At 31.0% G+C, this 22,951-nt stretch carries 25 protein-coding genes and 1 riboswitch; of the genes, 2 read left to right on the top strand and 23 right to left on the bottom strand.

From position 1 onward, the window contains the following. Positions 1 to 8: 8 nt before the first annotated feature. From neuC to KQI88_RS09465, 22 genes are all read right to left on the bottom strand, one after another. Positions 9 to 1,172: a UDP-N-acetylglucosamine 2-epimerase gene (neuC, locus tag KQI88_RS09570; protein WP_216416702.1), complete on the bottom strand. Its 1,164-nt coding sequence runs from the start codon at positions 1,170 to 1,172 to the stop codon at positions 9 to 11. Next, positions 1,169 to 2,167, bottom strand: coding sequence for an N-acetylneuraminate synthase (gene neuB / locus KQI88_RS09565; protein WP_216416699.1), 999 nt, complete (start codon positions 2,165 to 2,167; stop codon positions 1,169 to 1,171). The genes neuC and neuB overlap by 4 nt, the downstream gene beginning before the upstream one ends. Continuing rightward, complete coding sequence (locus KQI88_RS09560; protein ID WP_246579222.1) at positions 2,164 to 3,078, bottom strand: methionyl-tRNA formyltransferase; 915 nt, start codon at positions 3,076 to 3,078, stop codon at positions 2,164 to 2,166. Before KQI88_RS09560 ends, neuB begins: the two co-directional genes overlap by 4 nt. Continuing rightward, positions 3,075 to 4,127, bottom strand: coding sequence for a nucleotidyltransferase family protein (locus KQI88_RS09555; RefSeq protein WP_216416696.1), 1,053 nt, complete (start codon positions 4,125 to 4,127; stop codon positions 3,075 to 3,077). Before KQI88_RS09555 ends, KQI88_RS09560 begins: the two co-directional genes overlap by 4 nt. Positions 4,128 to 4,152: 25 nt before the next feature. Further along, entirely contained in the window at positions 4,153 to 5,313 is a 1,161-nt protein-coding gene (locus tag KQI88_RS09550; RefSeq protein ID WP_216416694.1) for a LegC family aminotransferase, read from the bottom strand. Positions 5,314 to 5,324: 11 nt separating this feature from the next. Beyond that, positions 5,325 to 6,305, bottom strand: coding sequence for an NAD-dependent 4,6-dehydratase LegB (locus tag KQI88_RS09545; protein WP_216416692.1), 981 nt, complete (start codon positions 6,303 to 6,305; stop codon positions 5,325 to 5,327). Continuing rightward, complete coding sequence (locus KQI88_RS09540; protein ID WP_216416687.1) at positions 6,298 to 8,181, bottom strand: motility associated factor glycosyltransferase family protein; 1,884 nt, start codon at positions 8,179 to 8,181, stop codon at positions 6,298 to 6,300. The genes KQI88_RS09545 and KQI88_RS09540 overlap by 8 nt, the downstream gene beginning before the upstream one ends. Beyond that, complete coding sequence (locus KQI88_RS09535; protein WP_216416685.1) at positions 8,165 to 8,794, bottom strand: hypothetical protein; 630 nt, start codon at positions 8,792 to 8,794, stop codon at positions 8,165 to 8,167. Before KQI88_RS09535 ends, KQI88_RS09540 begins: the two co-directional genes overlap by 17 nt. A 318-nt stretch (positions 8,795 to 9,112) precedes the next feature. Further along, positions 9,113 to 9,934, bottom strand: coding sequence for a flagellin N-terminal helical domain-containing protein (locus tag KQI88_RS09530; RefSeq protein ID WP_216416683.1), 822 nt, complete (start codon positions 9,932 to 9,934; stop codon positions 9,113 to 9,115). Between the two features lie 237 nt (positions 9,935 to 10,171). Further along, entirely contained in the window at positions 10,172 to 11,107 is a 936-nt protein-coding gene (gene flgL / locus KQI88_RS09525) for a flagellar hook-associated protein FlgL (RefSeq protein WP_216416681.1), read from the bottom strand. Between the two features lie 12 nt (positions 11,108 to 11,119). After that, positions 11,120 to 12,625, bottom strand: a complete 1,506-nt coding sequence (gene flgK, locus KQI88_RS09520) for a flagellar hook-associated protein FlgK (protein ID WP_216416679.1) — start codon at positions 12,623 to 12,625, stop codon at positions 11,120 to 11,122. Positions 12,626 to 12,637: 12 nt separating this feature from the next. After that, entirely contained in the window at positions 12,638 to 13,132 is a 495-nt protein-coding gene (locus KQI88_RS09515; protein ID WP_216416677.1) for a flagellar protein FlgN, read from the bottom strand. A 48-nt stretch (positions 13,133 to 13,180) separates the two neighbouring features. After that, positions 13,181 to 13,474, bottom strand: coding sequence for a flagellar biosynthesis anti-sigma factor FlgM (gene flgM / locus KQI88_RS09510; RefSeq protein ID WP_216416674.1), 294 nt, complete (start codon positions 13,472 to 13,474; stop codon positions 13,181 to 13,183). A gap of 79 nt (positions 13,475 to 13,553) precedes the next feature. Beyond that, positions 13,554 to 13,973 carry a TIGR03826 family flagellar region protein gene (locus KQI88_RS09505; RefSeq protein WP_216416671.1) on the bottom strand — a complete coding sequence of 140 codons (420 nt, stop codon included), beginning with the start codon at positions 13,971 to 13,973 and terminating at the stop codon, positions 13,554 to 13,556. Positions 13,974 to 14,042: 69 nt separating this feature from the next. Next, on the bottom strand, positions 14,043 to 14,777 hold the full coding sequence (locus KQI88_RS09500; RefSeq protein ID WP_216416668.1) for a ComF family protein: 735 nt from the start codon (positions 14,775 to 14,777) through the stop codon (positions 14,043 to 14,045). Positions 14,778 to 14,794: 17 nt separating this feature from the next. Next, entirely contained in the window at positions 14,795 to 17,020 is a 2,226-nt protein-coding gene (recD2, locus tag KQI88_RS09495; RefSeq protein WP_216416665.1) for an SF1B family DNA helicase RecD2, read from the bottom strand. Positions 17,021 to 17,182: 162 nt separating this feature from the next. Then, positions 17,183 to 17,347: a YvrJ family protein gene (locus KQI88_RS09490; RefSeq protein ID WP_212380739.1), complete on the bottom strand. Its 165-nt coding sequence runs from the start codon at positions 17,345 to 17,347 to the stop codon at positions 17,183 to 17,185. Between the two features lie 110 nt (positions 17,348 to 17,457). Further along, a complete protein-coding gene (locus KQI88_RS09485) occupies positions 17,458 to 17,673 on the bottom strand; it encodes a DUF2922 domain-containing protein (protein ID WP_216416662.1) in 216 nt (71 codons plus the stop codon). Between the two features lie 84 nt (positions 17,674 to 17,757). Then, positions 17,758 to 17,979: a DUF1659 domain-containing protein gene (locus KQI88_RS09480; RefSeq protein ID WP_216416659.1), complete on the bottom strand. Its 222-nt coding sequence runs from the start codon at positions 17,977 to 17,979 to the stop codon at positions 17,758 to 17,760. Between the two features lie 62 nt (positions 17,980 to 18,041). Further along, on the bottom strand, positions 18,042 to 18,602 hold the full coding sequence (locus tag KQI88_RS09475; protein ID WP_216416656.1) for a sigma-70 family RNA polymerase sigma factor: 561 nt from the start codon (positions 18,600 to 18,602) through the stop codon (positions 18,042 to 18,044). A gap of 176 nt (positions 18,603 to 18,778) precedes the next feature. Further along, the gene (metK, locus tag KQI88_RS09470) at positions 18,779 to 19,966 is read right to left on the bottom strand and encodes a methionine adenosyltransferase (RefSeq protein ID WP_216416652.1); all 1,188 of its coding nucleotides are present in this window, start codon (positions 19,964 to 19,966) and stop codon (positions 18,779 to 18,781) included. Positions 19,967 to 20,104: 138 nt separating this feature from the next. Next, positions 20,105 to 20,212, bottom strand: a riboswitch (SAM riboswitch). 115 nt (positions 20,213 to 20,327) lie between these two features. Then, positions 20,328 to 20,795, bottom strand: coding sequence for a COG2426 family protein (locus KQI88_RS09465; RefSeq protein WP_216416650.1), 468 nt, complete (start codon positions 20,793 to 20,795; stop codon positions 20,328 to 20,330). Between the two features lie 172 nt (positions 20,796 to 20,967). Here KQI88_RS09465 and KQI88_RS09460 point away from each other — a divergent pair, with 172 nt between their 5' ends. Both KQI88_RS09460 and yyaC read left to right on the top strand, forming a co-directional pair. Next, positions 20,968 to 21,144, top strand: a complete 177-nt coding sequence (locus KQI88_RS09460; protein WP_216416647.1) for a Spo0E family sporulation regulatory protein-aspartic acid phosphatase — start codon at positions 20,968 to 20,970, stop codon at positions 21,142 to 21,144. 97 nt (positions 21,145 to 21,241) lie between these two features. Beyond that, the gene (gene yyaC, locus KQI88_RS09455; RefSeq protein ID WP_246579220.1) at positions 21,242 to 21,811 is read left to right on the top strand and encodes a spore protease YyaC; all 570 of its coding nucleotides are present in this window, start codon (positions 21,242 to 21,244) and stop codon (positions 21,809 to 21,811) included. On the opposite strand, the gene KQI88_RS09450 is transcribed toward yyaC, so the two are convergent. Next, positions 21,779 to 22,894, bottom strand: a complete 1,116-nt coding sequence (locus tag KQI88_RS09450) for an S-layer homology domain-containing protein (protein ID WP_216416644.1) — start codon at positions 22,892 to 22,894, stop codon at positions 21,779 to 21,781. The two genes, yyaC and KQI88_RS09450, sit on opposite strands and share 33 nt — an antisense overlap. Positions 22,895 to 22,951 lie beyond the last annotated feature (57 nt).

The following is a 22,951-nucleotide window of genomic DNA, read 5'->3' as shown; positions in this document are numbered from 1 at the left end:
AATATTGCCTACCTCTTAAAGTCATAAAATATTTTTTTTAAGTCAATTCCATGATTCAAACTCTTCTTTATTTGACAAAGTATCTTATCAGATACATTTCCATGTCCATACGGATTAATATTATCTTTAATCTTTTCTTTAAACCCTAAAGACAATGCTTTTAATAATGAATCATATATTTCTTTCTTAGTTGAATTACAGTTAATTATAGTTCTTCCCTGGATTCTTCCTTTTTGCCTATCTCCAATATTAACTGTAGGTATACTAAACGAAGGTGCTTCAATAATTCCACTTGATGAGTTTCCTACAACTACATCAATATATTTCATTGCACTTAAATATCTTAATTGTCCTAAAGAGTCAAATGCAACTGCCTTATTTTTATTTTTCTCAACATAATCATATATCATTTTATTTATAATTCTTCCGTTAGTATCTGAATTAGATTTTGTAAATATAATTTTCAAATCTGGTACTTCATCTAAAACATCTAAAAGATTCTTAAATTGATTTTCTGACGTATTATTTTCTAATGTTACAGGATGAAATGTAACTAACGCTGTCATTTTACCTAATTTAAAATTTATACTTTTCTCAAATTCCTCTTTTGATAATAGATTAATACTCTTTATGCTTTCAATTCCAATAGCTCCTACATTAAAAACTCTAGAAGGATTTTCCCCTAATTGAATAACTCTTTGCCTATATTCTTCTGTACTAGTAAAATGTAAATAACTCATTTTAGTTATACAATGTCTAAAAGCCTCATCAAATGCTCCTTCTGTAGTTTCTCCACCATGTAAATGAGCTACTGGAATTCTTGCTATAGTTGAAGCACTAACTGCTGCGAATATTTCATATCTATCTCCTAAGACAATAATTATATCTGGCTTTAATCTTTCATATGTTTCTGAAAAACTTATAATAGCTAAACCCATTGATTTAGATATTCCTACTGAAGTATCAGAACTCAATAATATTTCTACTTTCTCATCTATATTAAATTCATCACTTTCTATTTCTTTGTAAGTTAATCCAAATTCGGGAGATAAATGCATACCAGTTACAATTAATTGCAATTGTAATTCTTTATCTTGACTTATTTTTTTTATTAATGGTTTAAGAAGCCCATATTCAGCTCTTGTTCCTGTTATAACACATATTTTTTTCATATATGTATCAACTCATCTTCTCTAAAATCTCTATTTGCAATTTTACCCATAACTTCATCCCATCTCATAGGAGATATACCATCTCCTGGTCTTTTAATAGCCAAGTTAGTTTCAGTAAATACTTCTCCTTTTTTAATATCCCTACCTGCTACTATACTTTTTCTAGCTATATTTATATTTTTCTTTTCAGATTCAGTTAATTTTTTTATTCCATCACCTAAAGCTAATTCTATATTCCTTATACACCTTACCATTTTCTTAAGTTCTTCTGGTTCTAAACTAGCTCTATGGTCTGGTCCTTCCATAGTTTTATCTAAAGTAAAATGCTTCTCTATAACTGTAGCTCCCAATGCAACTGCAGCTATAGGGATTTCTATGCCTAATGTATGGTCTGAATACCCAATTTCTATTTTAAATGCATCTTTTATTATATTCATAGCTAATAAGTTAACATCATTCATAGGTGTAGGGTACTCTGTATTACAATGCAGCACAGTAATATCTGTTGTACCGCAATCTTTAAGTATTTTTAAAGCCTTTTCTATATCTCCTAGAGTAGACATTCCGGTAGAAAGTATTACTTTTTTCTTTAATGAACCTATCTTTCTTAGATATGGTAGGTTTGTTATTTCACCTGAAGGTATTTTAAATATTTCAAGTCCAAGTCTATTAAGTAAATCTATACTCTGTAAATCAAAAGGTGATGATAGAAACATTATATTTTTATGTTTACAATAATTAATCAATTCTTCATGTTTTTCATAATCTAGTTCTAACTTTTTTATCATTTCAAATTGGTTTTCTTGTTTGCCAGTTGTTACTTCTTGATATTCAGCTTTTCTTGCATTCTTAGTTACTAATTTTTCGGCTTTAAAACTTTGAAATTTTACCGCATCAGCTCCTGCTTCACTAGCTTTATCAATTAGTTTTTTAGCTAATTCTATACTTCCATTGTGATTAACGCCAGCTTCTGCTATGATAAAAACTCTGCTCATTTAAATCGATCTCCTATTCGTATTTTTCCATTAAACTCAAAATCAACTATTTCTAAAATTGAATCTTTAGTTTTTACGATAAGTCCATCATTAGATTTTCCTACTATTTGCCCTACAATTCCTTTATATATTGGAGCATTTTTTATTAGTCTCGCTTTATTTATTTTTATTATTTCTCCATTTATAGTACTACGAGCCATTGGTCCTGGCTTACATATAGCACGAATAAAATTAAAAACTTCTCTACTAGTTTCGTTCCAATTAATTATTTCGTCTCCTTCTTGTCTAATACCACAATACATACCAATTGGATGTATATTATCTTGTTTTATTAATGTAAAAGTGTTATTTTGAATTAATTTTATAGCATCATATAAAATTTTTCCACATTCAATATAAGCTCGATCTAATAAAGTACTATAATCATCTTCATCAGTTATATTATAAATTCTTTGTAATATAATATCACCAGTATCTATATTTTCATCAACATAATGAACAGTAATGCCAAATTCATTTTCATCATTAATTAATACCCAATTTAATACATTTCTTCCTCTATAAAATGGTAATTTCCCTGCATGACAATTAATTATCTTAAGTCTAGGTATATTTATAATTTCAGATTTGAAAATTTGATTAAATGACATAGAAACAAACAAATCACAATTGTATTGTTTTACTAAGTCTAAAAAATCTTTTGAGTTAACGCTAGGATGCTTTAAATAATCTATGTTATGTATTTCAGCAAGGTTTTTTAACTCATTGTCAGTTGAATCATATCTCACACATACAAATTCAATACTTAAACTTTTATCTTGAATTAAATGTCTAAAAGCTTCATGTGCCCATTTCCCATCAGCAAAATATCCTATTCTAAACATTTTATTTATTTTTAAATACTGCCTCATTTTATTCCTAACCTTTCAAACATATTTTCCATTTCCTTAAACTGTCCCATGTCTAACCATTCTTTATCACTAACTGGATAAACTCCTATTTTTTCGCCTCTATCTATATACTTATTTATAAGGTCTGTTATATGATAAAATGTATCTTCGGGAATATCTTTTAATACCTCTGGTTCAAGTATATACATTCCAGTATTAACCAAATAATCATATTCTGGTTTTTCAATCATACTTTCGACTTCACTACTTTCACTTATCTCTATTATTCCATATGGAATAGTATAGTGTTTAAGAGATGTTACAAGAGTAATCTTATTATTATTTTTTCTATGACATTTAATCATATCCGAGTAATTTGCATCAATTAAAATATCACAATTACTTACAAAAAAAGTATCTTTTAATTCTACTTTTAATAACGAAAGACTTCCAGCCGTACCAAGTAGCTTTTCCTCTTCAACATATTCTATTTCATAAGCTTTATCTAATTCATTAAAATAGGCCTTAATCATATTTTTTTTATAATTAACAGTCATATAGAATTTATCACAACCGTATTCATTAAATCTATTTATTATTCTCTCAACTATTGGAGTATCTCCGATCGGAATAAGTGGTTTAGGTAATATCTTGGTATAAGGCTCTAATCGTGTTCCTTTACCTCCTGCCATAATTACCACAGGAGTTTCTAATTTATTGAAATGATTTAGTTTATTTCCAAAGTTATCGTTCCAAAATACTATATCTACCACTTCTTTTTTAGCATTAACTACAGGCATTGCTTCCACCATTTTCTCCATCAATATTTCTTTTGCATTATCTATATCTTTTTCATAAATATATTTAGGAGATGTATTCATTATATAAATAACAGCTTCCTGCAAACTTCCATTTTTCAATATCCATCGTCTAATATCACCATCTGTTACGATCCCTTTTAATTTATTATCCTCAGTCACTAACAATATTTTTTTTGCAGTTTCATCTAATTTTTTTATTGCTTCTTTTATGGTAATATTCTCATTTATAAATAAATCACTTATATTCATAAACTTTCCTCTTTTCATTGATCCATCAAATCTTTAAAGCATCAATTACTGTTTGTGCATCTTCAAAACTTAAGTTTGTACTACAAGGTATATTTAAAATTTTATTTATATAATTATTTGCTTTTTCTATTTTATAAGTCTGATTATTAACATATGGTTTTTGATTGTGTACTAGCCCCCATATAGGTCTTGTCTGTATTTTTTTATTAATTAATTTCATTAAAAGACCATCTCTATCTAATCCATATTTATCCTTATCAATAATTAGTGAATAAAACCAATAATTAGGCCTAGTATTTTTATTAAAATTTAATAATGAAAGTCCTTTAATATTTACTATTTGTTCATCATAAAACTTATAATTCTCAGATTTTATTTTAATAAAGTCTTCTAATTGTTCTAATTGGGCTACTCCCAATGCTGCTTGTAAATTTGTCATTCTATAGTTATAACCAATCTCTTCATGTAAATAATATAATTCATCATCCTTAGCTTGAGTAGATAAATATTTAGCTTTTTCAACTAGTTTTTTATCTTTAGCTACTAGCATTCCGCCTCCACCAGTAGTAATTATCTTATTTCCATTAAATGAATATACTCCAAAGTCTCCAATAGTCCCTGCAAATTTTCCTTCATATTTTCCAGAAGTACAGTAACTTCCCAAAGCTTCAGTTGCATCTTCAACTATTTTTAGATTATATCTTGATGCAATCTCCACTAGCTTTTCCATATTTGCCATATTACCGAATACATGAACAATAACTATTGCCGTGATTGTTCTTTGAGTTTTTTTGTTTATCAATCTATTTTTAAATAGATAACATTCATTGCTGCAAAATTCTTCTAATTTTTCTAAATCCATATTTAGTGTATTATCGCAATCTATAAATATTGGCTCTGCACCAAGATATTTAACAGGATTAACAGCAGCTATAAATGTAAGAGTTGGTACAATGACCTCATTATTATATTCTACTCCAGAAAGCTTTAAAGCCAAATGAAGGCCAGCTGTTCCACTTTGACAAGCCACTACAGTATCAACGTTTAAATATTTAGCCATATTTTTTTCGAATTCATTTATATACTCACCACCAGTAGACACCCATTCCGTTTCTACTGCTTTAGTTATATAATCTAATTCTTTACCTTTCAAATTCGGAACTGATAATGGGATCATTTTTGTCATAGTCAATTCTCCTATATATTATAGATATCAGTCTTGTATCTATCTAGATTATTTTTTAGCCATTCTATAGTTTCTGCTAAACCAGTTTTGAGATTATATTTAGGCTCCCAACTTGTAAACTGTTTTATTTTCTCATTAGATCCTAAAAGTCTATTTACCTCACTATTTTCAGGCCTTAATCTTTGTTCATCACATATAATTTGGGCATTAGGATTGATCTGATTAATCATCTCTTCAGCTAATTGTCCTATTGAAATTTCTTGTTGAGTTGCTATATTAATTTCTTCACCTATTGCTTTATCTGATTTAGCAATTTCTATAAAGCCATTAACCGTATCTTTCACATAATTAAAATCTCTCGTAGGAGTTAGTGAACCCAACCTTATTTCTTCTTTGCCCGCTAATAACTGCGTAATTATAGTAGGTATTACAGCTCTAGCTGACTGTCTCGGTCCATATGTATTAAATGGTCTGACTATAGTAATAGGCATATCAAAGCTTCTGTAAAATGACTCTGCAATTCTATCTGCTCCTATTTTAGTTGCTGAATAAGGAGATTGTCCTTGAAAAGGGTGCTTTTCGTCTATAGGAACATATTGAGCAGTTCCATATACTTCAGACGTAGAAGTAACTAAAATTCTTGATGTATGTAAATCTTTAGCTGCTTGAAGAACATTCAGTGTTCCCTTAATATTTGTGTCCACATAAGAATCGGGAGAATGATAACTAAATGGAATGGCAATAAGTGCTGCAAGATGGTAAGCTTCATCTATTTCTTTCATAGCTTCTCTCACTCCATTAGGATCTCTAATATCTCCTGTAAAAACTTCTACTTCTTTCAATATATTCTTTGGCAATGTATCTAGCCATCCCCAAGTATTAAATGAATTATAATATACAAAAGCCCTAACTTTATTACCTTTTTCTATTAAGCTCTCAACTAAGTGACTTCCTATAAAACCATCTGCTCCTGTTACTAAAATTTTAGACATATTTTTCACCCTCTTCATTACTCTGATTTATATATTCTATGTCTTTCTTCATCTCTTCATATATTGGTTTTATCGCCTCTATACATTGCTCACATATATCCATAAATCTTCTAAAGCTTTCAACTATCTTTTTCCCTTTATTATAGTGATTATTTATTTCATTTAATCTATCTATACTGTCTACTAGCGTTTTATATTGAACTCTATTCATAGGCAGTATAAAAGTTTTGTAGAAATCATTGTTTTCTATTTTTCTTAACTCTTTGTCAAGTTTAATATAAAGATTCTCTGTCTGAGAAAAATTTCTATTATTAATAGATCTATCTATTTTATTTAATATATTTTTATAATTTTTATTAGTTTTTAGTGCTTTATCATATTCTATATCCATTTTTCTTAATTTAAAATCTAAATATTTTTCATCATAACTTGTCTTATCTCCATTTAACCAATTATCTTCTACTATTTTCTCTGTTAAATCATTTTTCATCACTGTCTCTAATTCAATAAATTCTGCCCCTTCTATATGAGCTCCACCTTTAGTTGTATTAATAACTCTTGTATTTAAAAGCTTACCTATATAAAATTCCATATGTTGTCTCATTCTATTAAAGCCATCATCAGCTAAAATTTCATTGCCATATACGTCTTTTACCCATATACCTTTTTCTATTTCTTCTTCAGTTAATTGTTTGCTATAATGTACTCCTTCTGAATGTTTTTCTTTCCCTATATATCCTAAATTTTGACCTACAAGTATGATAGGATTAAATCCTAAATCACTTAACAGTTGAAAAGTTACGACTGCTATTGAAGGAGCATCTTGTACTATGTTTATAGACTGATTTTCTTTGGTTTTTAAATAATAATTAGCTATAGTATCCTGAGAAGTTATCATATGATATTTATTACCTAAATAGTTTTCCAGTGTTTCATAGCCAACTGAAGTCCCAAATATCATAGGTATATCTCTTATTTTCATTTCATTAACTTTTTCAAAAACTATTTGATTTCTTTCTGTTGGATCATATGTAGTTGCTGCATCTGGATATATATTATTATACATAAGTGTATTTATAGCTGATCCTACACTAAATATATAAGCTAATCCATTTTCTTTAATATACCTAATATTTTCTATTTCCTCATTTAAAGATGGTCCTGCCGCCACTAAAATAGCTGGTTTGTTTTTAAACTCTCCCTTTTTTTCTATAAGTATATTAGGAGTAGATAGCACGTATTTAAAGTTTTTCATGCTATTTATTATCCATCTTTCTTGAAATGCATAATCTGTATGTATGATAGCCCTTTTATCTTTAACTATTGTTTTAAACAAATCTAAAAAATTCTCATATTCTTTAGGGAACATCTGTTTATGTACTGGAAATTCAACTAAAATAATATCTTTTCTATTTTTATCAATAATATTATTTAAGAATATTACTGTATCTTGAATATCTGTACCTAATACTATATCCTTTAAATTTTTACCTTTCAATCCTTCTAAAGACTTATTATTCAAATATTGATATAATAATTCTGGCACTGGTTCGTATATATAGTAATTTATATTAGGATATTTCTCCAAAAATATATCTATATGATAGCCTAAGCCTGTCCCATAAAAAATTATTGTTGCGTCGTCTTTTATATCTTTATATTCTTGTATTATTGCTTCTGCTTCTCTTACAGGATCATATTTACTGTGAATATAAGTCTTTCTTCCTTCTTTTTCGCAAAAAAGAGTATTCTGTCCTTTTCGTGTTTCTTCAAGTTTTATTAAATCCTTATTTATACTATCTTCTAAAGACTTTATCCTCTTCCATGTGTTTAGATATACCCTCTTTAGTATATTTATATTATCTATCATTAGCATTTAGGTTTGCCTCCCTATATACTAACTTTTCTAATTTTTCTTTCATACTATTAAATAATGGTATAATTTCATATGAAAGTATATCAGCCACAGAAACTAAATCATTATTCTGCATTATATCTTCAAATTCTACTATTAAATCCTTAAGTGAATATACATTCTGTGCATAAATATTCCATTCTTCATAATTATTAATTATATTTTTTAGATCAGTATTAGAATCTATGCCTACAAAAGAACTTATAATCCAATTAAACCCTTCAAACAAATCAGATAATTTATTCCATGTACTTTGAGTTGGAGTTTTATAAAATTCATTAGATAATATTTCTATTTCAGGAACAGCTCTTTCAATATAGTCTAATGTGGATAACATTATTTCCTCAGATAATTCCTTTACTGTTTTAGTTATTACTTTTACTTCTTGTATTACTTTTATATTATCTAGAAAATAATCATAGAAATCTGAATATATATCTTGTCCATCTATATATAAATGGCTAAATATTAAATTTGAATTAGATACTTTCTTATTAATTTGTTTAAATACATCATCAATTATATTTTGATTGTTTTCATATTCTAAGGTTTGATTCAATATATGTATTTTCATTAAAATTACCTCCAAAAAGTTATATATATATATATATCGACAAGAATAGCAATTTTTTTATCTTTTTCACTAAAAATAATAAAATATCTTTAAATATTTAAGGATTTTATTAAACTTAGTTTTTCATTAATATCTTTATTTAAATGTTTTTATATAGTTTCTTTTAGAGTTACTAATTTTGTTTCCTATACTTTAGCATTATTTTAGGATATTTTTTGAAAGTATATTTATATTATTTTTATAATACATACAAAAATCTCTAATATCGCAAAAAGACTGGGCTAAACCCAGTCTTTTTGTTAATTTGATTTTGTTTAATTATCTTAATAATTGAAGTACTGTTTGAGGAGCTTGGTTTGCTTGTGCAAGCATAGCTGTAGAAGCTTGTTGTAAAATATTTTGTCTTGTTTGCTCCATCATTTCTTTAGCCATATCTACGTCTCTAACTCTAGATTCTGCAGCTTGTAGATTTTCAGCAGCATTGTCTAAGTTTTTAATAGTATGCTCTAATCTGTTTTGAATAGCTCCTAACTCTGATCTTCTTGTTGATAAAGTTTTTATAGCATCATTTACAGTTTCAATTGCACTATTTGCACCTGACTGAGTTGCAATGCTAAGTCCAGATACACTTAATCCTGAAGCTGAAGTATCCATTTTAGCAATTGTAACTTCCATGTTTTGGCCTTCATTAGCACCTATGTGAAAAATCTTTCCAGAAAAACTTCCATCTAATAATTTCATTCCGTTAAATTCTGTTCTTTCTGATACAGAGTTAATTTCTGTTAGCAGCTGATCTACTTCTGCTTGAAGAGCTGCTCTATCAACATCAACATCATTTGTATCATTAGCTGATTGTACTGCAAGTTCTCTCATTCTTTGAAGCATTGCATGAACTTCATCCATTGCACCTTCTGCAGTTTGAATTAAAGAAATACCGTCTTGAGCATTTCTTGATGCTTGAGTAAGACCTCTAATTTGTCCTCTCATTTTTTCAGAGATAGATAGACCAGCTGCGTCATCTCCTGCTCTATTGATTCTGTATCCTGAAGATAATTTCTCCATTGATTTTGCTCCAGCGTTGTTAGCGATTCCTAATTGTCTGTGAGTGTTCATTGCCATTAAGTTGTTATTAATTCTCATTGTTTATTCCTCCTTGAATTTTATATTTGCCCTCGGCATCCTTGCCTATAGGTCAATTTTTAAAACTTTCTAACCTACTGCCGGCGTTGTAGATTAGGAAGTTTATTTGCTTACATAATATATATCGGTACAAGCTAATATAACTTTATAGTAAAAAGTAAAATTTTTTATGTTTTTTTGTCTAATCTTCTAATTTTATTTCTATATTAGCCATTATTCATCTATAATTATTTTAATCTATCTTAAAAAATCCAAGAGTGATGGCTGAATTATTCTTGCACCAACCTGCAAGGATGCTCTATAAACATTTTCTTCGTTCATTAGTTGTATGGCAGTTTCTGCTTGGTCTATATCTTCTATTTTGGACTTTAGTGCTCTAAGGTTGATTACATCATCTTCTATTCTGTTTACTATTAGTTCTAATCTATTTACTCTTGCACCTATATCCCCTCTTATTGTAAGGGCTTTGTCTATGTATTTGTCGATTTCACCTAGTTTATCCGTCAACTCTTTCGTTGAGTTACCATCTTCTAGAAGATCTTCTATGTCTTCTACAAGAGTAATAATACCTGCTTTATTTCCTCCTCCAGGTGCCGTTGGGTCTATTTCAAACAGGGAAGTTCCTAAAGTATTTATGTTTATAGTTTCACCCACACCTATTTGAAATTTAATTGTATGCAGATCTGTTACACCAGGTCTTGCAGCATCTAAACCCATCGTATAATTACCGTTTTCATCAAAAAGCTTAGTATCCGTATTTTTCCCAGAAAAAATATAGTTTCCAGAATAAGCTGTATTTCCTTGGCTAATAATTTGTTGTTTTAGTTCTGCAACTTCACTTTTTATCTTTTTTGTTTCTTCATCTGTTAAAACTCCATTTGCAGCTTGCTCTGTTAGATCACGCAGTCTTTTAAGCACTTCTGTATATCCTATTACAGTATCTTCCGTATTTTCTACCCAAGATAGTGCATCTTGTACATTCTTCTTAAACTGATGTAGCTCACTTATATCTGCTGTAAGCTTTAGACTTCTTGTAATCCCTACCGGATCATCAGAAGGCTTATGTATCCTTTTTCCTGTATTGTACTGCAATTCTGTTTTGGCAAGCCTTCTTATGTTTGTCTGTAGATTTCGAGTCATATTTGAAATCATCATATTATTAGTTACACGCATAATTTAACCCTCCTATCTGCCTACTATGCCTATTTTATTTATAACTACATCTAGCATTTCATCTATTGTTGTTATCATTCTAGCTGAAGCATTGTAAGCATGTTGAAATTTAACCATATTTGAAAGCTCTTCATCCTGCCAAACTCCTGATATTGATTGTCTTCTATTTTCGATTTCACTTAGCAAGGTCAATTGGTTAAGTGCGCTTCTTTCTGCTTCTTCTGATTCTACTCCAAGGGTTCCTATTAGAGATTTTATAAAATCTTCTGGTTTTCCTTCTTGAAACATACTTTGTTTATGCCTAAGTTCACTAATTTCTAACATAATGGTTCCATCCTTTGGAAGAAGATCTGGATGTTCAGATGCAGCAATCTTGTTTACGTCTTCTAAGTCTACGGTTAGCTTAATATTAGACGCGTTAATCTTTGTAAATATATCATCGTTAATTGTTTTACCACCAGTAGTTACTCCATCTACTGTAAAAAATCCTAATCCAGTACTTTTATCCAGTCCAAATCCATTAAGATGTATCTTATTAATCTCATTAGCAAACACATTTACAAAACGATTCAATTCTTTTATATAGTAAGGCACCCCTTTTTCATTTCCACCTTCACCATCACGCATAACTAACAGGGCTTTTAATTCTCCAGTAATATTGTCAGTATCAAATGCTGTACCGTCTGCCCATTTAATTTCATAATTATCTATTTGTTTATCAAAGCTATTAAAAAATTTACTTGCTATCTTTTCTGTTTTAAGCCCTGTAAACTCCTTATGGTACACCAATGGCTTTCCTGCCACCTTTATTACCATCTGCTTATGCTTTGGATTATCTGGATTAACTACCTCTAGTACCTCTACATCTACTATTTTAGATAAATCATCTATTAATAGGTTTCTTTTATCTCTTAAATCATTGGCATTGCTGCCGTCTGCTTCAGATCTAAGTATTTGATCGTTAAGTTGAGCTATTTGCTTACCGTATGTATTAATAGAAGAAACCATAGAATTAACATCAAAGTTAAGATCTACTGCCATCTTCTCTAGCTGATTATACATATGATTAATTGAGTTAGTAAAGGTAGTTGCCCTTTGTCTAACTAGTGTTCTAGTAGTTATATTATCTGGATTTTTACCAAGTTCTTGAAATGACTCGAAGAGCTGGTCTATTACCTTACTTATACCTGTATCAGAAGGTTCGTTCATTATAGATTCAATAAAAGATAGCCCATCTGCCTTTGCATCCCAAAATCCTAGTGCACTAGCTTCGTCTCTATATTTATAATCAAGAAATTCGTTTCTTAACTGATGTATTGCAGTAGTATCTACCCCTGTACCTAACATACCTTGTCCACCATATAGCTTCATTGGGGTACTTGCGGTTTGTTCTAGTCTTTGTCTGGTATAGCCCCTTGTATTAATGTTTGCAAGATTATGCCCTGTTATATCTATAGCTCTTTGAGCTGCAAAAAGTCCTGATCTTGCAGAGTTAAAACCTGAAAATGTTGATCTCATATTGTACCTCCCCTATACTCGCATATCAAAAAAATTGATAGGCTTCACTTCTTTATTTTCTGAAGCATTACTACTATATCGATTACCATCCTCTGGTGAGTGGGTAAGCACTTCTAAATTAAAATTAATATACTGTAAGCTCTGGTTAATAAGTTTTTCATTACCTTCATTAACCACCTTTAAATCGGCAATAGTTTCTAATAGATTGTTTCTGAGCTGATCAATTTTATTTCCAGCATCTTCTTCAACAAAAAGAATTAACTCAGAAACAGTAGTTATAGCTTCTACGTTTAACTCTTCAGCAATATTAGTTAAAATGGATCGTCTAATTTTTTCAAAGGTACCCATATTCATAATGTACTGCTGTTCTTTTTTTGTAATATCTTCTAATACTTTAATATCTCCTGCAACTATAACCTTAGTCTTTTCTTCTGCTAATTTTAGAACTTGAGTATATAGATCAGTTTCTTTTATTAAGGTATCCTTTAATTGATCAATAGACTTCATATTTTTATCACCCCTAACACAGAGTTTTTTCTTTAGATTTTTATATTCTTATATCTTTCTATCAACAATAACACTTTCTATAATTTTATCTGCTATTTCTTCGCCTGTTACGTTATAGTTTCCTTGTTTAATATTATCCTTTACTTCGCTAACTAGCTCTTCTCTAACCTCTGGTAAGTTTTTAAAAGCTTTCATAGCAATTTGATATTCCTTTGCTCTGTCTGAAAGTTGCAATTCATCCTTTGGTCTTTCTACACCCTTTGTATTCCCAAGTTTTTCTGTAGTCTTGTTATTATATATCTGCATAGCCTTATTTACATTAGGGTTATTAAAAATCTTCATAAAAAACACCTCAACTTTTCCGATTTAATTCTCATTAATATTATCGGTAATGTTGAGATGTTTCTTTAGTTTATTTAATTTATTTAAATTTTTTCCTGATTTCTGCTGTATACATTTTCGTATCCTGTTTACCTAGGTCCCTTATCTTTGGTTGTTCTGCTTTAGGTTTTAATACAGCAGTAAACTCTTTCTTCATACTAATTATACATGGGTCGCAAAATCTACCTGAACGTATTGGTGCTCCACACCGTTCACAATCTAATAAGAGATTATCTTCTTCTCTAATTTCAATTCTACTTTCTCTCAAATACCTCAGAATTTTCTTTTCATCTACGCCCGTTTCTTCTGATACTTCAACTATAGTTGCGCCTGGATTGTCATATAAATACTCTTTTACTTTTTTGAAATCATCTTCATCACTATTGGCACATCGTGAACATACCTCACTTGCTATATATGCAAATACTCTACCACATTTTTTACAATTTCTTAAGTCCATAAAACCCCTCCTCCACCTTTATTAAAACTTATAATTTAAAGATTGTAGAATCTTAATTACACAAATTTTTTAATCTCTAGCAAAAGTAAGTACCGTTACAGATTTTGCTCCATGTGTGGTTAATAATCTACTACAAACATTCACTGTGGCCCCTGTAGTAAAAATATCATCCACTAGCAATATGTTTTTATTCATTATTACCCCTTCATCTAGTACTTTAAAAGCATCATTTACATTTTCCTGTCGCTCTTTTTTAGATAAGTTATGCATTACTTTAGTATTTTTAACTCTAATAAGTACATCTATATTTATTGGAATATTCGTTTCTTTAGCGATATATTTACATAAAAGGGTGGCCTGGTTAAAACCTCTCTCCCTTTCCTTGCCTTTATATAATGGTACTGGCAAAATTAAATCTATCGCTGTACCTTCCTGATTTAACTTATGTGCCATCATAGATCCCATAAGTCTTGCCAAGTATGTTTGGCTAGAATATTTAAATCTGTATATTAGCTTTTTTATATCTTCCTCGTATTTAACTACTGATATGGCTCTATGGAAATAATGATGACTGCCCTTACATTCTTCACAATTTGGACCATCTTCTATCATTCTTAGGGGTATTCCACATTTAATGCAGTAGTGATCTGGAATAAAAGGTATGGCATTATAGCAATTCAAACATAAACTATATTTTGCTTCCTTTTCAATAGAGTTATTGCACATATAGCAAATCGCTTTAGATGGATATATTAGCTCTAACAATGCATCTACATATTCTTCTACCACCTGTAGAATTTTCATATTAAATTCCACTCCATTTAAGAATTTTGGAAGTCAAAGAACTTTTTTAGTCTAATTCCCAATCCTGAATATCTTTCAACAATTTTATTATTATCTACCATACGTCTTAAATAATTCTCTGTGCCTACTAAAACTACAAGTGACTTGGCTCTAGTTATTGCAGTGTATAAAAGGTTACGTGTAAGTAGCATAGGCGGTCCCCATGTAACAGGCATAACTACAACTGGAAACTCACTTCCTTGGCTTTTGTGTATAGTAATTGAGTAGGCAAGTTCTAGCTCATCTAGCTGTGTAAAACTATATACTACACTTCTATTATCATCAAAGAAAACCGTTAGTTCTTGCTCCTCTGTATTTATATACTGTACGTAGCCAATATCTCCATTGAATATTCCTTCACCCTGTTTCTCCTCTGCGTCTAGATCAAGACTTGTCCACTTTAGAGTATAGTTATTTTTAATTTGCATAACCTTATCCCCTACACGGAAAACTTTTTCTCTTAATTCTTTCTCTCTCTTATATTTATCGGGTGGATTCAAATAATTTTGTAGTTCCTTATTTAAATTTAATGTACCTACATCACCTTTTTTCATAGGGGTAAGCACCTGAATATCTCTTATAGGGTCAAACTTGTAATGTTTTGGGAGTCTTTCCTTAACAAGACCTATTATAGTATTTAAAATATCATCATTCTTACTTCGATTCATAAAGTAAAAATCCTTGTCCTTATGATTTAATATAGGATAATCTCCTTGATTAATTTTATGGGCATTTACAACGATCATGCTTTCTCCAGCCTGTCTAAAAATCTCATTTAAACGGACTACCTTTATTACTTGACTATCTATGATATCTCTTAGTACATTACCAGCCCCAACAGAAGGCAGCTGATCAACATCTCCAACAAAAATTAATCTTGTTCCACGTGAAATAGCCTTTAAAAGGCTATTCATTAGCATAATATCTACCATGGACACTTCATCTATAATTATTACATCTCCAACCAATGGATTATCTTCGTTTCTTTGGAATAGCATGGCTTCACCCTCATCGCTATAACCCATTTCAAGTAGTCTATGTATAGTTTTAGCTTCCTTACCCGTTGCCTCTGTCATACGTTTGGATGCTCTACCAGTAGGAGCAGCAAGTACTATTTTCTTTTTAAGCTTTTCAAAAACCTTAATTAATGTATTGATAGTGGTCGTCTTACCTGTACCGGGTCCACCTGTAATCACTAAAATTCCATTAGTTATAGCCTGCCTTATAGCTTCTTTTTGATTTTCTGCAAGGTATATTCCATCTTCTTTTTCTATATTGCTTATTTCTTCGTCTACATCAATTTCCAGTGTATCCAATGTTATCTGAGAAAGCTCTATAAGCTTATTACATGTATTAGTTTCTGCATAGAAATATGGCATAGAGTATACTATTATTTCTTCATCTTGCCGCTCTAGCTGTATCTTTTGTTTGAGGGCCATCTCCTGTATTCCTTCTACCACTTCATCTTCTTCTACTCCTAATAACTCCCTTGCTCTATCTATTAAAAAGTCACTAGGTGCGTAAGTATGCCCTTCGGTATGGAATGTATTAATTGTATATCTAATTCCAGAATGTATACGATATTTGGAATTAGGAGAAATTCCCATAGCTCGTGCGATAAGGTCTGCTTTTTTAAATCCTATGCCTATAATTTCATCTGCTAGACGATAGGGGTTCTCCTGTATATAGGCTATGGTCATCTCTTTATATTTTTTATATATTCTAATTGCGAAACTTGGACTAATTCCGTACTGGGAAAGGAAAAGTATAATTTCTCTTAGCTCTCTTTGTTCTTCAAATGCTTCGGCTATTGTTTGCGCCTTAGCTTCTCCAATTCCAGAGACCTCCGTTAGTCTTTGTGGAGCATATTGTATAACCTCCAAGGCATCGGTTCCAAAATGGTCTATTATACGTTCTGCCATTTTTTTGCCTATACCTTTTATAACTCCAGAGGATAGATAGTTTAATATCCCTTCCTTTGTTGAAGGCTGCACATGACGATATTCTTTAACATCCATTTGTCTGCCGTAGGTCGGATGAACTATCCATTTACCTTTTACTGCAATTACCTCACCTTCTTTTAGAGCAGGTAAGCAGCCGACTATTGTTACTTCTTCCTCTTCGCAGTCTAATATACCTACTAAGTACCCATTAGCCTCGTTTTGAAATATAATCTCTACTAATCTACCTTCTAATTCGACCACTATACTTTCCTCCCAGCTACTCAAATCTCTCTCCTATATTCGGTGCACTGCTAAGACTCTCGCTTTCATAGGCGGGAGATCAAGCAATACATCCTCGAAATAAGTACGACTATGATTCAGATGGAGTTAAATCTCCATCTGAATCAAGTTTTCTTTATTATATCATATTCCTTTGGGAGTTTTGACTGTTAATAGATCGATTGATTTTGCTAGTTCATTTATACTAATAGTTAAGCTTTCGACTTTCCCTTCTAGCCTAATTAGTAAGTAAATAGAAATAACTATTGGGAATCCTAGGTTCGCAACCTGGCCAAATATATCATTCATTTTTTAACCTCCATATATTCATATTTGAAGCCCTATGGGCGTGTATTTATATTTATTTTACTAACTATTAGATGAGAACAGCCGAGGTTCTCCCCCGGCTATTCCTATATTTATGCAAGGTTCAGATCTTGCTCCTGAGTGATTATTACCTTAGCACCTTCTACCTGTGCAAGATTCATGCCACTTGGAGCAAATATGTTTTTGCTAATAATACCTTCCATTACTGTTTTCACTTCTTCAGATGTTATGTCTTCTCTAGCATTAGCTACAACTATTTTAGCTCCTTTACCGTCTTCCTTTTTAAAGCTTAATTCTAATACTCGCATTTTTTCACCTCCTCTTTCGAAAGGGTAGCCCTTTCCTATATTAGAACTGTTTGAAATCTAAAAACAGATTACCTTTACCTGCAATTATTCAACCAATTCTTTTTCATCCGTTCTAACTACTGTTTTTAATGACTTTGTTTGAAGTCTAGCCATATCTACAGCTACTGCATAAATATCGCTATCATCTGCATCTCCTTTAACATTACTGTAGGTTTTACTTACTAGCTTTTCTTTTCCTTCTCCGTCTACACCATCAATAAAACGAAGTCTAATTCTTGAGCTTTGGTTAATTATATTTACTGGCATCTTTTCACCTCCTTTCTCTTACACCTATTACATGTTTTGAGAAAGGAAATGTTAGCCTACCTTTATAAAATATTTTTTAACTTTTCTAATGCCTTTGCTTTATCCTTTGCAACTGTAACATAATGAACCTTTCTTGCTTCTGCTATATCCTTCAGCATATAGCCTTTTAAATAATAGTCTTCTATAATCCCTCGCTCTTTTGCATCCAGCTTATTAATGGCTCTTATTAAAGCTTTGTACTCTTCTTCTTTTAAATAATCTGACTCTATAGAAACCTTTTCATCTACTAATAAATCTAGTAGAGATGTCCCCTCATCTTCACCAACAAACTGATCTAAAGAAATAGTTATTTTTTCCTTTCTACGTCTATTTTGATAATGATGCTTTAGTCTGATTGTAACAAAGCCTAGGAATGGAACTCCCTTACTAATATCAAAGACATTTAAAGCCTCTAATATTTGCCATGCCCCTTCCTGATAAAGCTCCTCGTCCCATCCAGTTTGTCCACCATATTTTTTACTATATGAAACTACTAATGGTTTAAGTCTATCAATAATCCATTCTTTTGCTATACTGTCTCCTTTTAGAGCAGCTCCTACTTTTTTATCAAATTCAATGTACAAAGTTATCCTTCCTTTTGGAAGGGGCCCCTTCGAATATTACCGGTTAAGATGATTGTACATAAGTAAATAAAAAAAGGACAAAGTGGAATCATCCTCTTTGTCCTTTTTTTATTTGCCTTTTATTTATCTATTCCTTATATTACTATCAGTTTTTTCGAGAATAGATCTAATTTATCTTATAGTCCTGCTTCTTTTCTTAATATATCCGCCTTATCTGTTCTTTCCCATGTAAGGTCTAGATCTGTTCTTCCAAAGTGTCCATAAGCAGCAACTTTTCTATAACCAGGCTTTCTTAGTTCTAAATCTCTAATAATAGCCGCTGGTCTTAAATCAAAGTGCTTTTTAACAAGTTCTGTTAATTTTAACTCGTCTACTTTACCAGTGCCAAATGTTTCAACTAGTATAGATACTGGTTCTGCAACCCCAATAGCATAGGCTAATTCGATTTCACATTTGTCTGCTAAGCCTGCAGCTACTATATTTTTAGCAACATATCTAGCAGCATATGCAGCAGAACGGTCTACCTTTGTTGCGTCTTTTCCAGAAAAAGCTCCTCCACCATGACGAGCATATCCTCCGTATGTATCAACAATTATTTTTCTTCCTGTTAAACCAGCATCTCCTTGTGGTCCTCCGATAACAAAACGACCAGTTGGATTAATGAAATATCTTGTATTTGCATCTAATAATTCTTCTGGAACAATTTTGTTGATAACATGCTCAATCATATCTTTTTCAATAGTTTTACCATCTACATCAGGACTGTGCTGTGTAGAAATAACTATTGTATCGATTCTAACAGGCTTGTCTCCATCATACTCAACAGTTACTTGAGTTTTTCCATCTGGTCTTAAATAGTCTAGTGTACCATTTCTTCTTACATCAGATAATCTTTTAGCTAGTTTGTGTGCTAATGAAATAGGTAGTGGCATAAGCTCTGGTGTTTCGTTGCAAGCAAAGCCAAACATAATACCTTGATCTCCTGCTCCTATAGATTCTAGCTCATCCTTTTGTGCACCTTTTTTATTTTCAAATGCTTCATTAACTCCCATTGCAATATCTGGAGATTGCTCATCTATTGCAGTTAATACTGCGCATGTGTCAGAGTCAAAACCATATTTTGCCCTAGTGTAGCCTATCTCTTCTATTGTCTTTCTAACTATTTTAGGAATATCCACATAGCAATCTGTTGATATTTCACCGGCAACTAGTACAAGTCCTGTAGAAACACTTGTTTCGCAAGCAACTCTAGCTGATGGATCTTTTTCTAAAATAGCATCTAATATAGAATCGGAAATTTGGTCGCATATTTTATCTGGATGTCCTTCAGTTACTGACTCTGAAGTAAATAATCTTTTTATCACTAAAAAAACCTCCTTAGTTCTTCTTCATTTTATTATTTCCCACTTAAGCAATAAAAATTGCATTTTGATACCTTAGATGGTGAAATTAAAAAATAAAAAAACCTCATTCAACAGAAAGAGGCTATATTCTTTGCTCTTTCCTCATCTTTCAGAATTATAATTCTGTAGGATTTAGCACCACACATATAAATATATTATGGTTGCCGGGTTTCATTGGGCCTATCCCTCCACCGCTCTTGATAAGGCATCAAGATTTTTATTTAATTGTAACTAGAAATAATATTAGCATTAGGTGGCCTATATGTCAACATTTTTTTACATATATGAAACTTTTTATTAAAATTCTATCATATATTTCTTTCTAAATATTTACCATAATATAACTAAGTATAAACATAATAGCACCTGCAATAGTATTGCCTAGTGCAATAGCAGGAAAGGCATGCCTAAATCGTATATTAAACAGTATTGCGGCTAAACTACCTGTCCATACACCAGTGCCTGGTAATGGTATAGCCACAAAAATTATTAATCCAATAATACTATATTTTTTTATTTTTTTACTTTTTTTCAGTGTACTTTTAACTAATTTATCTACAAAACTTCTAAAGAACTTTGTTCTTCTTAACCTAATAAAAATAGGCTTTAAGAAAAAAAGTAAAAAAGGAACAGGAATTAGGCTACCTAAAATACCTAAGATAGTAGCATGTATGGGACTGAGTCCCATGGATACACCAATAGGAATAGCCCCTTTAAGCTCCATTAACGGCATTGCAGCGATTAATAATACCATTATTTCTTTAGTAATAATTTCAAGTATTTTCTCCATTTCATCACCCCTACATACTTACATTATATATGAATATTTCAAAAAATATCATTAGATTTATTTTGTAATAATAAATTAATAATTAAACTTTTTAGTCGTGATATAATATTTGTATAGTATAAACTATAAAATACTTTTATTACACTACTTTGACAACTCACGAGGTGATTTTGTGGACAGAATACAAGACAGAATACAAGACAGAATACAAGAACTTGAGCTACTAATAGAACAGTTGCAGACTAAACTCCGAAATTATTTGGATGATGAAAGACCTAAAAATGAAATTTACGAATTAAGTACACAGATTGACGACCTAATAGTTGAATACTCTAATTTAACTAGGTAAGTTGTCTGATGTTATGGAAACAATTATAAAATTTTTGTTTCTTATCATTGGAATATTATAAGAACATCCCCTATATATTATTTAAGGGGGTGTTCTTTTGAATATACAAACAAGTCAATATCACAGAAACACTTCAAATTGCATAGGTCATTATAAGGCTCCTTCAGCAATAGAGGAGCTTTCTAAATATTTGCATAATAATATTAGAGCGCCTCTACTTATTTTTTGTGTCGGCACTGATCGCTGTATAGGTGATGCTCTAGGCCCATTAACAGGTACAATTTTAAAAAAGCTAAATCCATCATTTCCTATATATGGTACAATAGAAGATCCAATTCATGCACTTAACATTTCTAGCAGCTTAAGAGAAATAAAGAAAAGGCATCCTGGATATTTCATAGTAGCTGTGGATGCCTCATTAGGAAATGAAGATGAAATTGGCAATATAATAATAAGAAAAGGTTCTCTTTACCCCGGAAAAGGTGTAGGTAAGAAACTTCCTGCCGTAGGAGACGTTTCTATTGTTGGAATAGTAGAGGATGCCAGCTGTGATGTTGTTTCTACCATTCATAATATTCGTCTTCATTTTATTATGTCAATGGCAGAGGTTATTGCATCTATTATTACAGATGGATTAGTTGATAATAATTTTAACAATCCATTCTGAAATTTCTCCCCGAGTAATAAAGTCCTTAGAACTTAAGTCAGATTTTATATCATCCTCAGAAACTCTATTTAAAATTAATAGAGTTTCTTCCTTAGTTAAAAAATCTTGCGGTCTTATAACACCATTATCTCCTAACATTAAATCTTTATAATACAAAGTCGAAATATAATTTTTAGCCCAAGTAGATACATTTTCCCAGTCTTTTACGTCTACCTTTTCAGATATTAACTCTAAATCCATGGCCTCTACAATTATCTTTGCCGCCTGTTCTCGAGTAATAGGATCATCTGGACAGAAGGTATTATTATCTACACCGCTAATTATATTCTTTTTATAGAGTATTTCTATATATTCTTTTTTTGGATGATTCACAATATCTTGAAAAACAGCTCGTTTAATACCTGAACGACTTACTATAGGTTTATCTAACTGGGCCACAATTAAGTTTTCCTTATTATTTAAGGCAATACTCATATCGTTATAAGGCTCTGGAGTTTGAATATGAAGGCTTGCTGACGGCAACCCCTTTTGTGGTAAAAGAGCAGAGGCAACAGAAGTAACCGGCTGATTATAGCGTGTCCTAATTAGTTGAAAAATTTCTTCCTGATATGCCTTATCCCCACTAACATTAGGATTATTTTTAGATGCCCACCCATTATAAGCCCATAAAGGAAAATACCAATTTTCAAGTATTTGTGGATTCATATTACCACTATTAGGTATTGTTTCTCCCATAGTATTCCAACGACCTAGCAATATATTTGCACCTGCTTCAATATTATATTTAATATCATTTTTTAGTAGATTTTGGTCTAGGTTTTTATGCACTTTATTAATCTGCATAATACCTATATTGCCATAGTTAATAAAAGGATCTCCATTTTTATCAAACTGCCTATAATTACTCTCCTTCCATGCTATAGCCTTTAATATAACGGCGGGTATATTTTTATTTTCTGCCACTTCCTCAATTATTTGTTCAACCTCTTCATGGCTTGGATTTTCTGCACTATAAATAACTGAAAGCTGACAGTTTAATACTAGGACAATACCTATTATTAAACATATTGTCTTTTTAAGCATACATTTCTCCCCCTTTATCCCAATATATTTCTACCATTGTACTAAAAATCCCTTTTA

The sequence above is a fragment of the Alkaliphilus flagellatus genome, assembly GCF_018919215.1.
GTDB lineage: Bacteria > Bacillota > Clostridia > Peptostreptococcales > Natronincolaceae > Alkaliphilus_B > Alkaliphilus_B flagellatus.
The sequence above is the reverse complement of the archived record's forward strand: the minus strand, read 5'-3'. Positions and strand labels throughout refer to the sequence as shown.

What these genes read in the sequence shown, in the direction of transcription:
- KQI88_RS09540 (WP_216416687.1), bottom strand. Translation starts at nt 8,181, where the DNA reads ATGCTAATGATAGATAATATAAATATACTAAAGAGGGTATATCTAAAC.
- KQI88_RS09560 (WP_246579222.1), bottom strand. Translation starts at nt 3,078, where the DNA reads ATGAGGCAGTATTTAAAAATAAATAAAATGTTTAGAATAGGATATTTT.
- KQI88_RS09490 (WP_212380739.1), bottom strand. Translation starts at nt 17,347, where the DNA reads ATGAATGATATATTTGGCCAGGTTGCGAACCTAGGATTCCCAATAGTT.
- KQI88_RS09535 (WP_216416685.1), bottom strand. Translation starts at nt 8,794, where the DNA reads ATGAAAATACATATATTGAATCAAACCTTAGAATATGAAAACAATCAA.
- KQI88_RS09465 (WP_216416650.1), bottom strand. Translation starts at nt 20,795, where the DNA reads ATGGAGAAAATACTTGAAATTATTACTAAAGAAATAATGGTATTATTA.
- neuB (WP_216416699.1), bottom strand. Translation starts at nt 2,167, where the DNA reads ATGAGCAGAGTTTTTATCATAGCAGAAGCTGGCGTTAATCACAATGGA.
- KQI88_RS09550 (WP_216416694.1), bottom strand. Translation starts at nt 5,313, where the DNA reads ATGACAAAAATGATCCCATTATCAGTTCCGAATTTGAAAGGTAAAGAA.
- flgM (WP_216416674.1), bottom strand. Translation starts at nt 13,474, where the DNA reads ATGAAGATTTTTAATAACCCTAATGTAAATAAGGCTATGCAGATATAT.
- KQI88_RS09485 (WP_216416662.1), bottom strand. Translation starts at nt 17,673, where the DNA reads ATGCGAGTATTAGAATTAAGCTTTAAAAAGGAAGACGGTAAAGGAGCT.
- KQI88_RS09555 (WP_216416696.1), bottom strand. Translation starts at nt 4,127, where the DNA reads ATGAATATAAGTGATTTATTTATAAATGAGAATATTACCATAAAAGAA.
- KQI88_RS09500 (WP_216416668.1), bottom strand. Translation starts at nt 14,777, where the DNA reads ATGAAAATTCTACAGGTGGTAGAAGAATATGTAGATGCATTGTTAGAG.
- KQI88_RS09480 (WP_216416659.1), bottom strand. Translation starts at nt 17,979, where the DNA reads ATGCCAGTAAATATAATTAACCAAAGCTCAAGAATTAGACTTCGTTTT.
- flgL (WP_216416681.1), bottom strand. Translation starts at nt 11,107, where the DNA reads ATGCGTGTAACTAATAATATGATGATTTCAAATATGACTCGAAATCTA.
- flgK (WP_216416679.1), bottom strand. Translation starts at nt 12,625, where the DNA reads ATGAGATCAACATTTTCAGGTTTTAACTCTGCAAGATCAGGACTTTTT.
- neuC (WP_216416702.1), bottom strand. Translation starts at nt 1,172, where the DNA reads ATGAAAAAAATATGTGTTATAACAGGAACAAGAGCTGAATATGGGCTT.
- KQI88_RS09515 (WP_216416677.1), bottom strand. Translation starts at nt 13,132, where the DNA reads ATGAAGTCTATTGATCAATTAAAGGATACCTTAATAAAAGAAACTGAT.
- KQI88_RS09505 (WP_216416671.1), bottom strand. Translation starts at nt 13,973, where the DNA reads ATGGACTTAAGAAATTGTAAAAAATGTGGTAGAGTATTTGCATATATA.
- KQI88_RS09530 (WP_216416683.1), bottom strand. Translation starts at nt 9,934, where the DNA reads ATGAGAATTAATAACAACTTAATGGCAATGAACACTCACAGACAATTA.
- KQI88_RS09450 (WP_216416644.1), bottom strand. Translation starts at nt 22,894, where the DNA reads ATGCTTAAAAAGACAATATGTTTAATAATAGGTATTGTCCTAGTATTA.
- KQI88_RS09545 (WP_216416692.1), bottom strand. Translation starts at nt 6,305, where the DNA reads ATGTCTAAAATTTTAGTAACAGGAGCAGATGGTTTTATAGGAAGTCAC.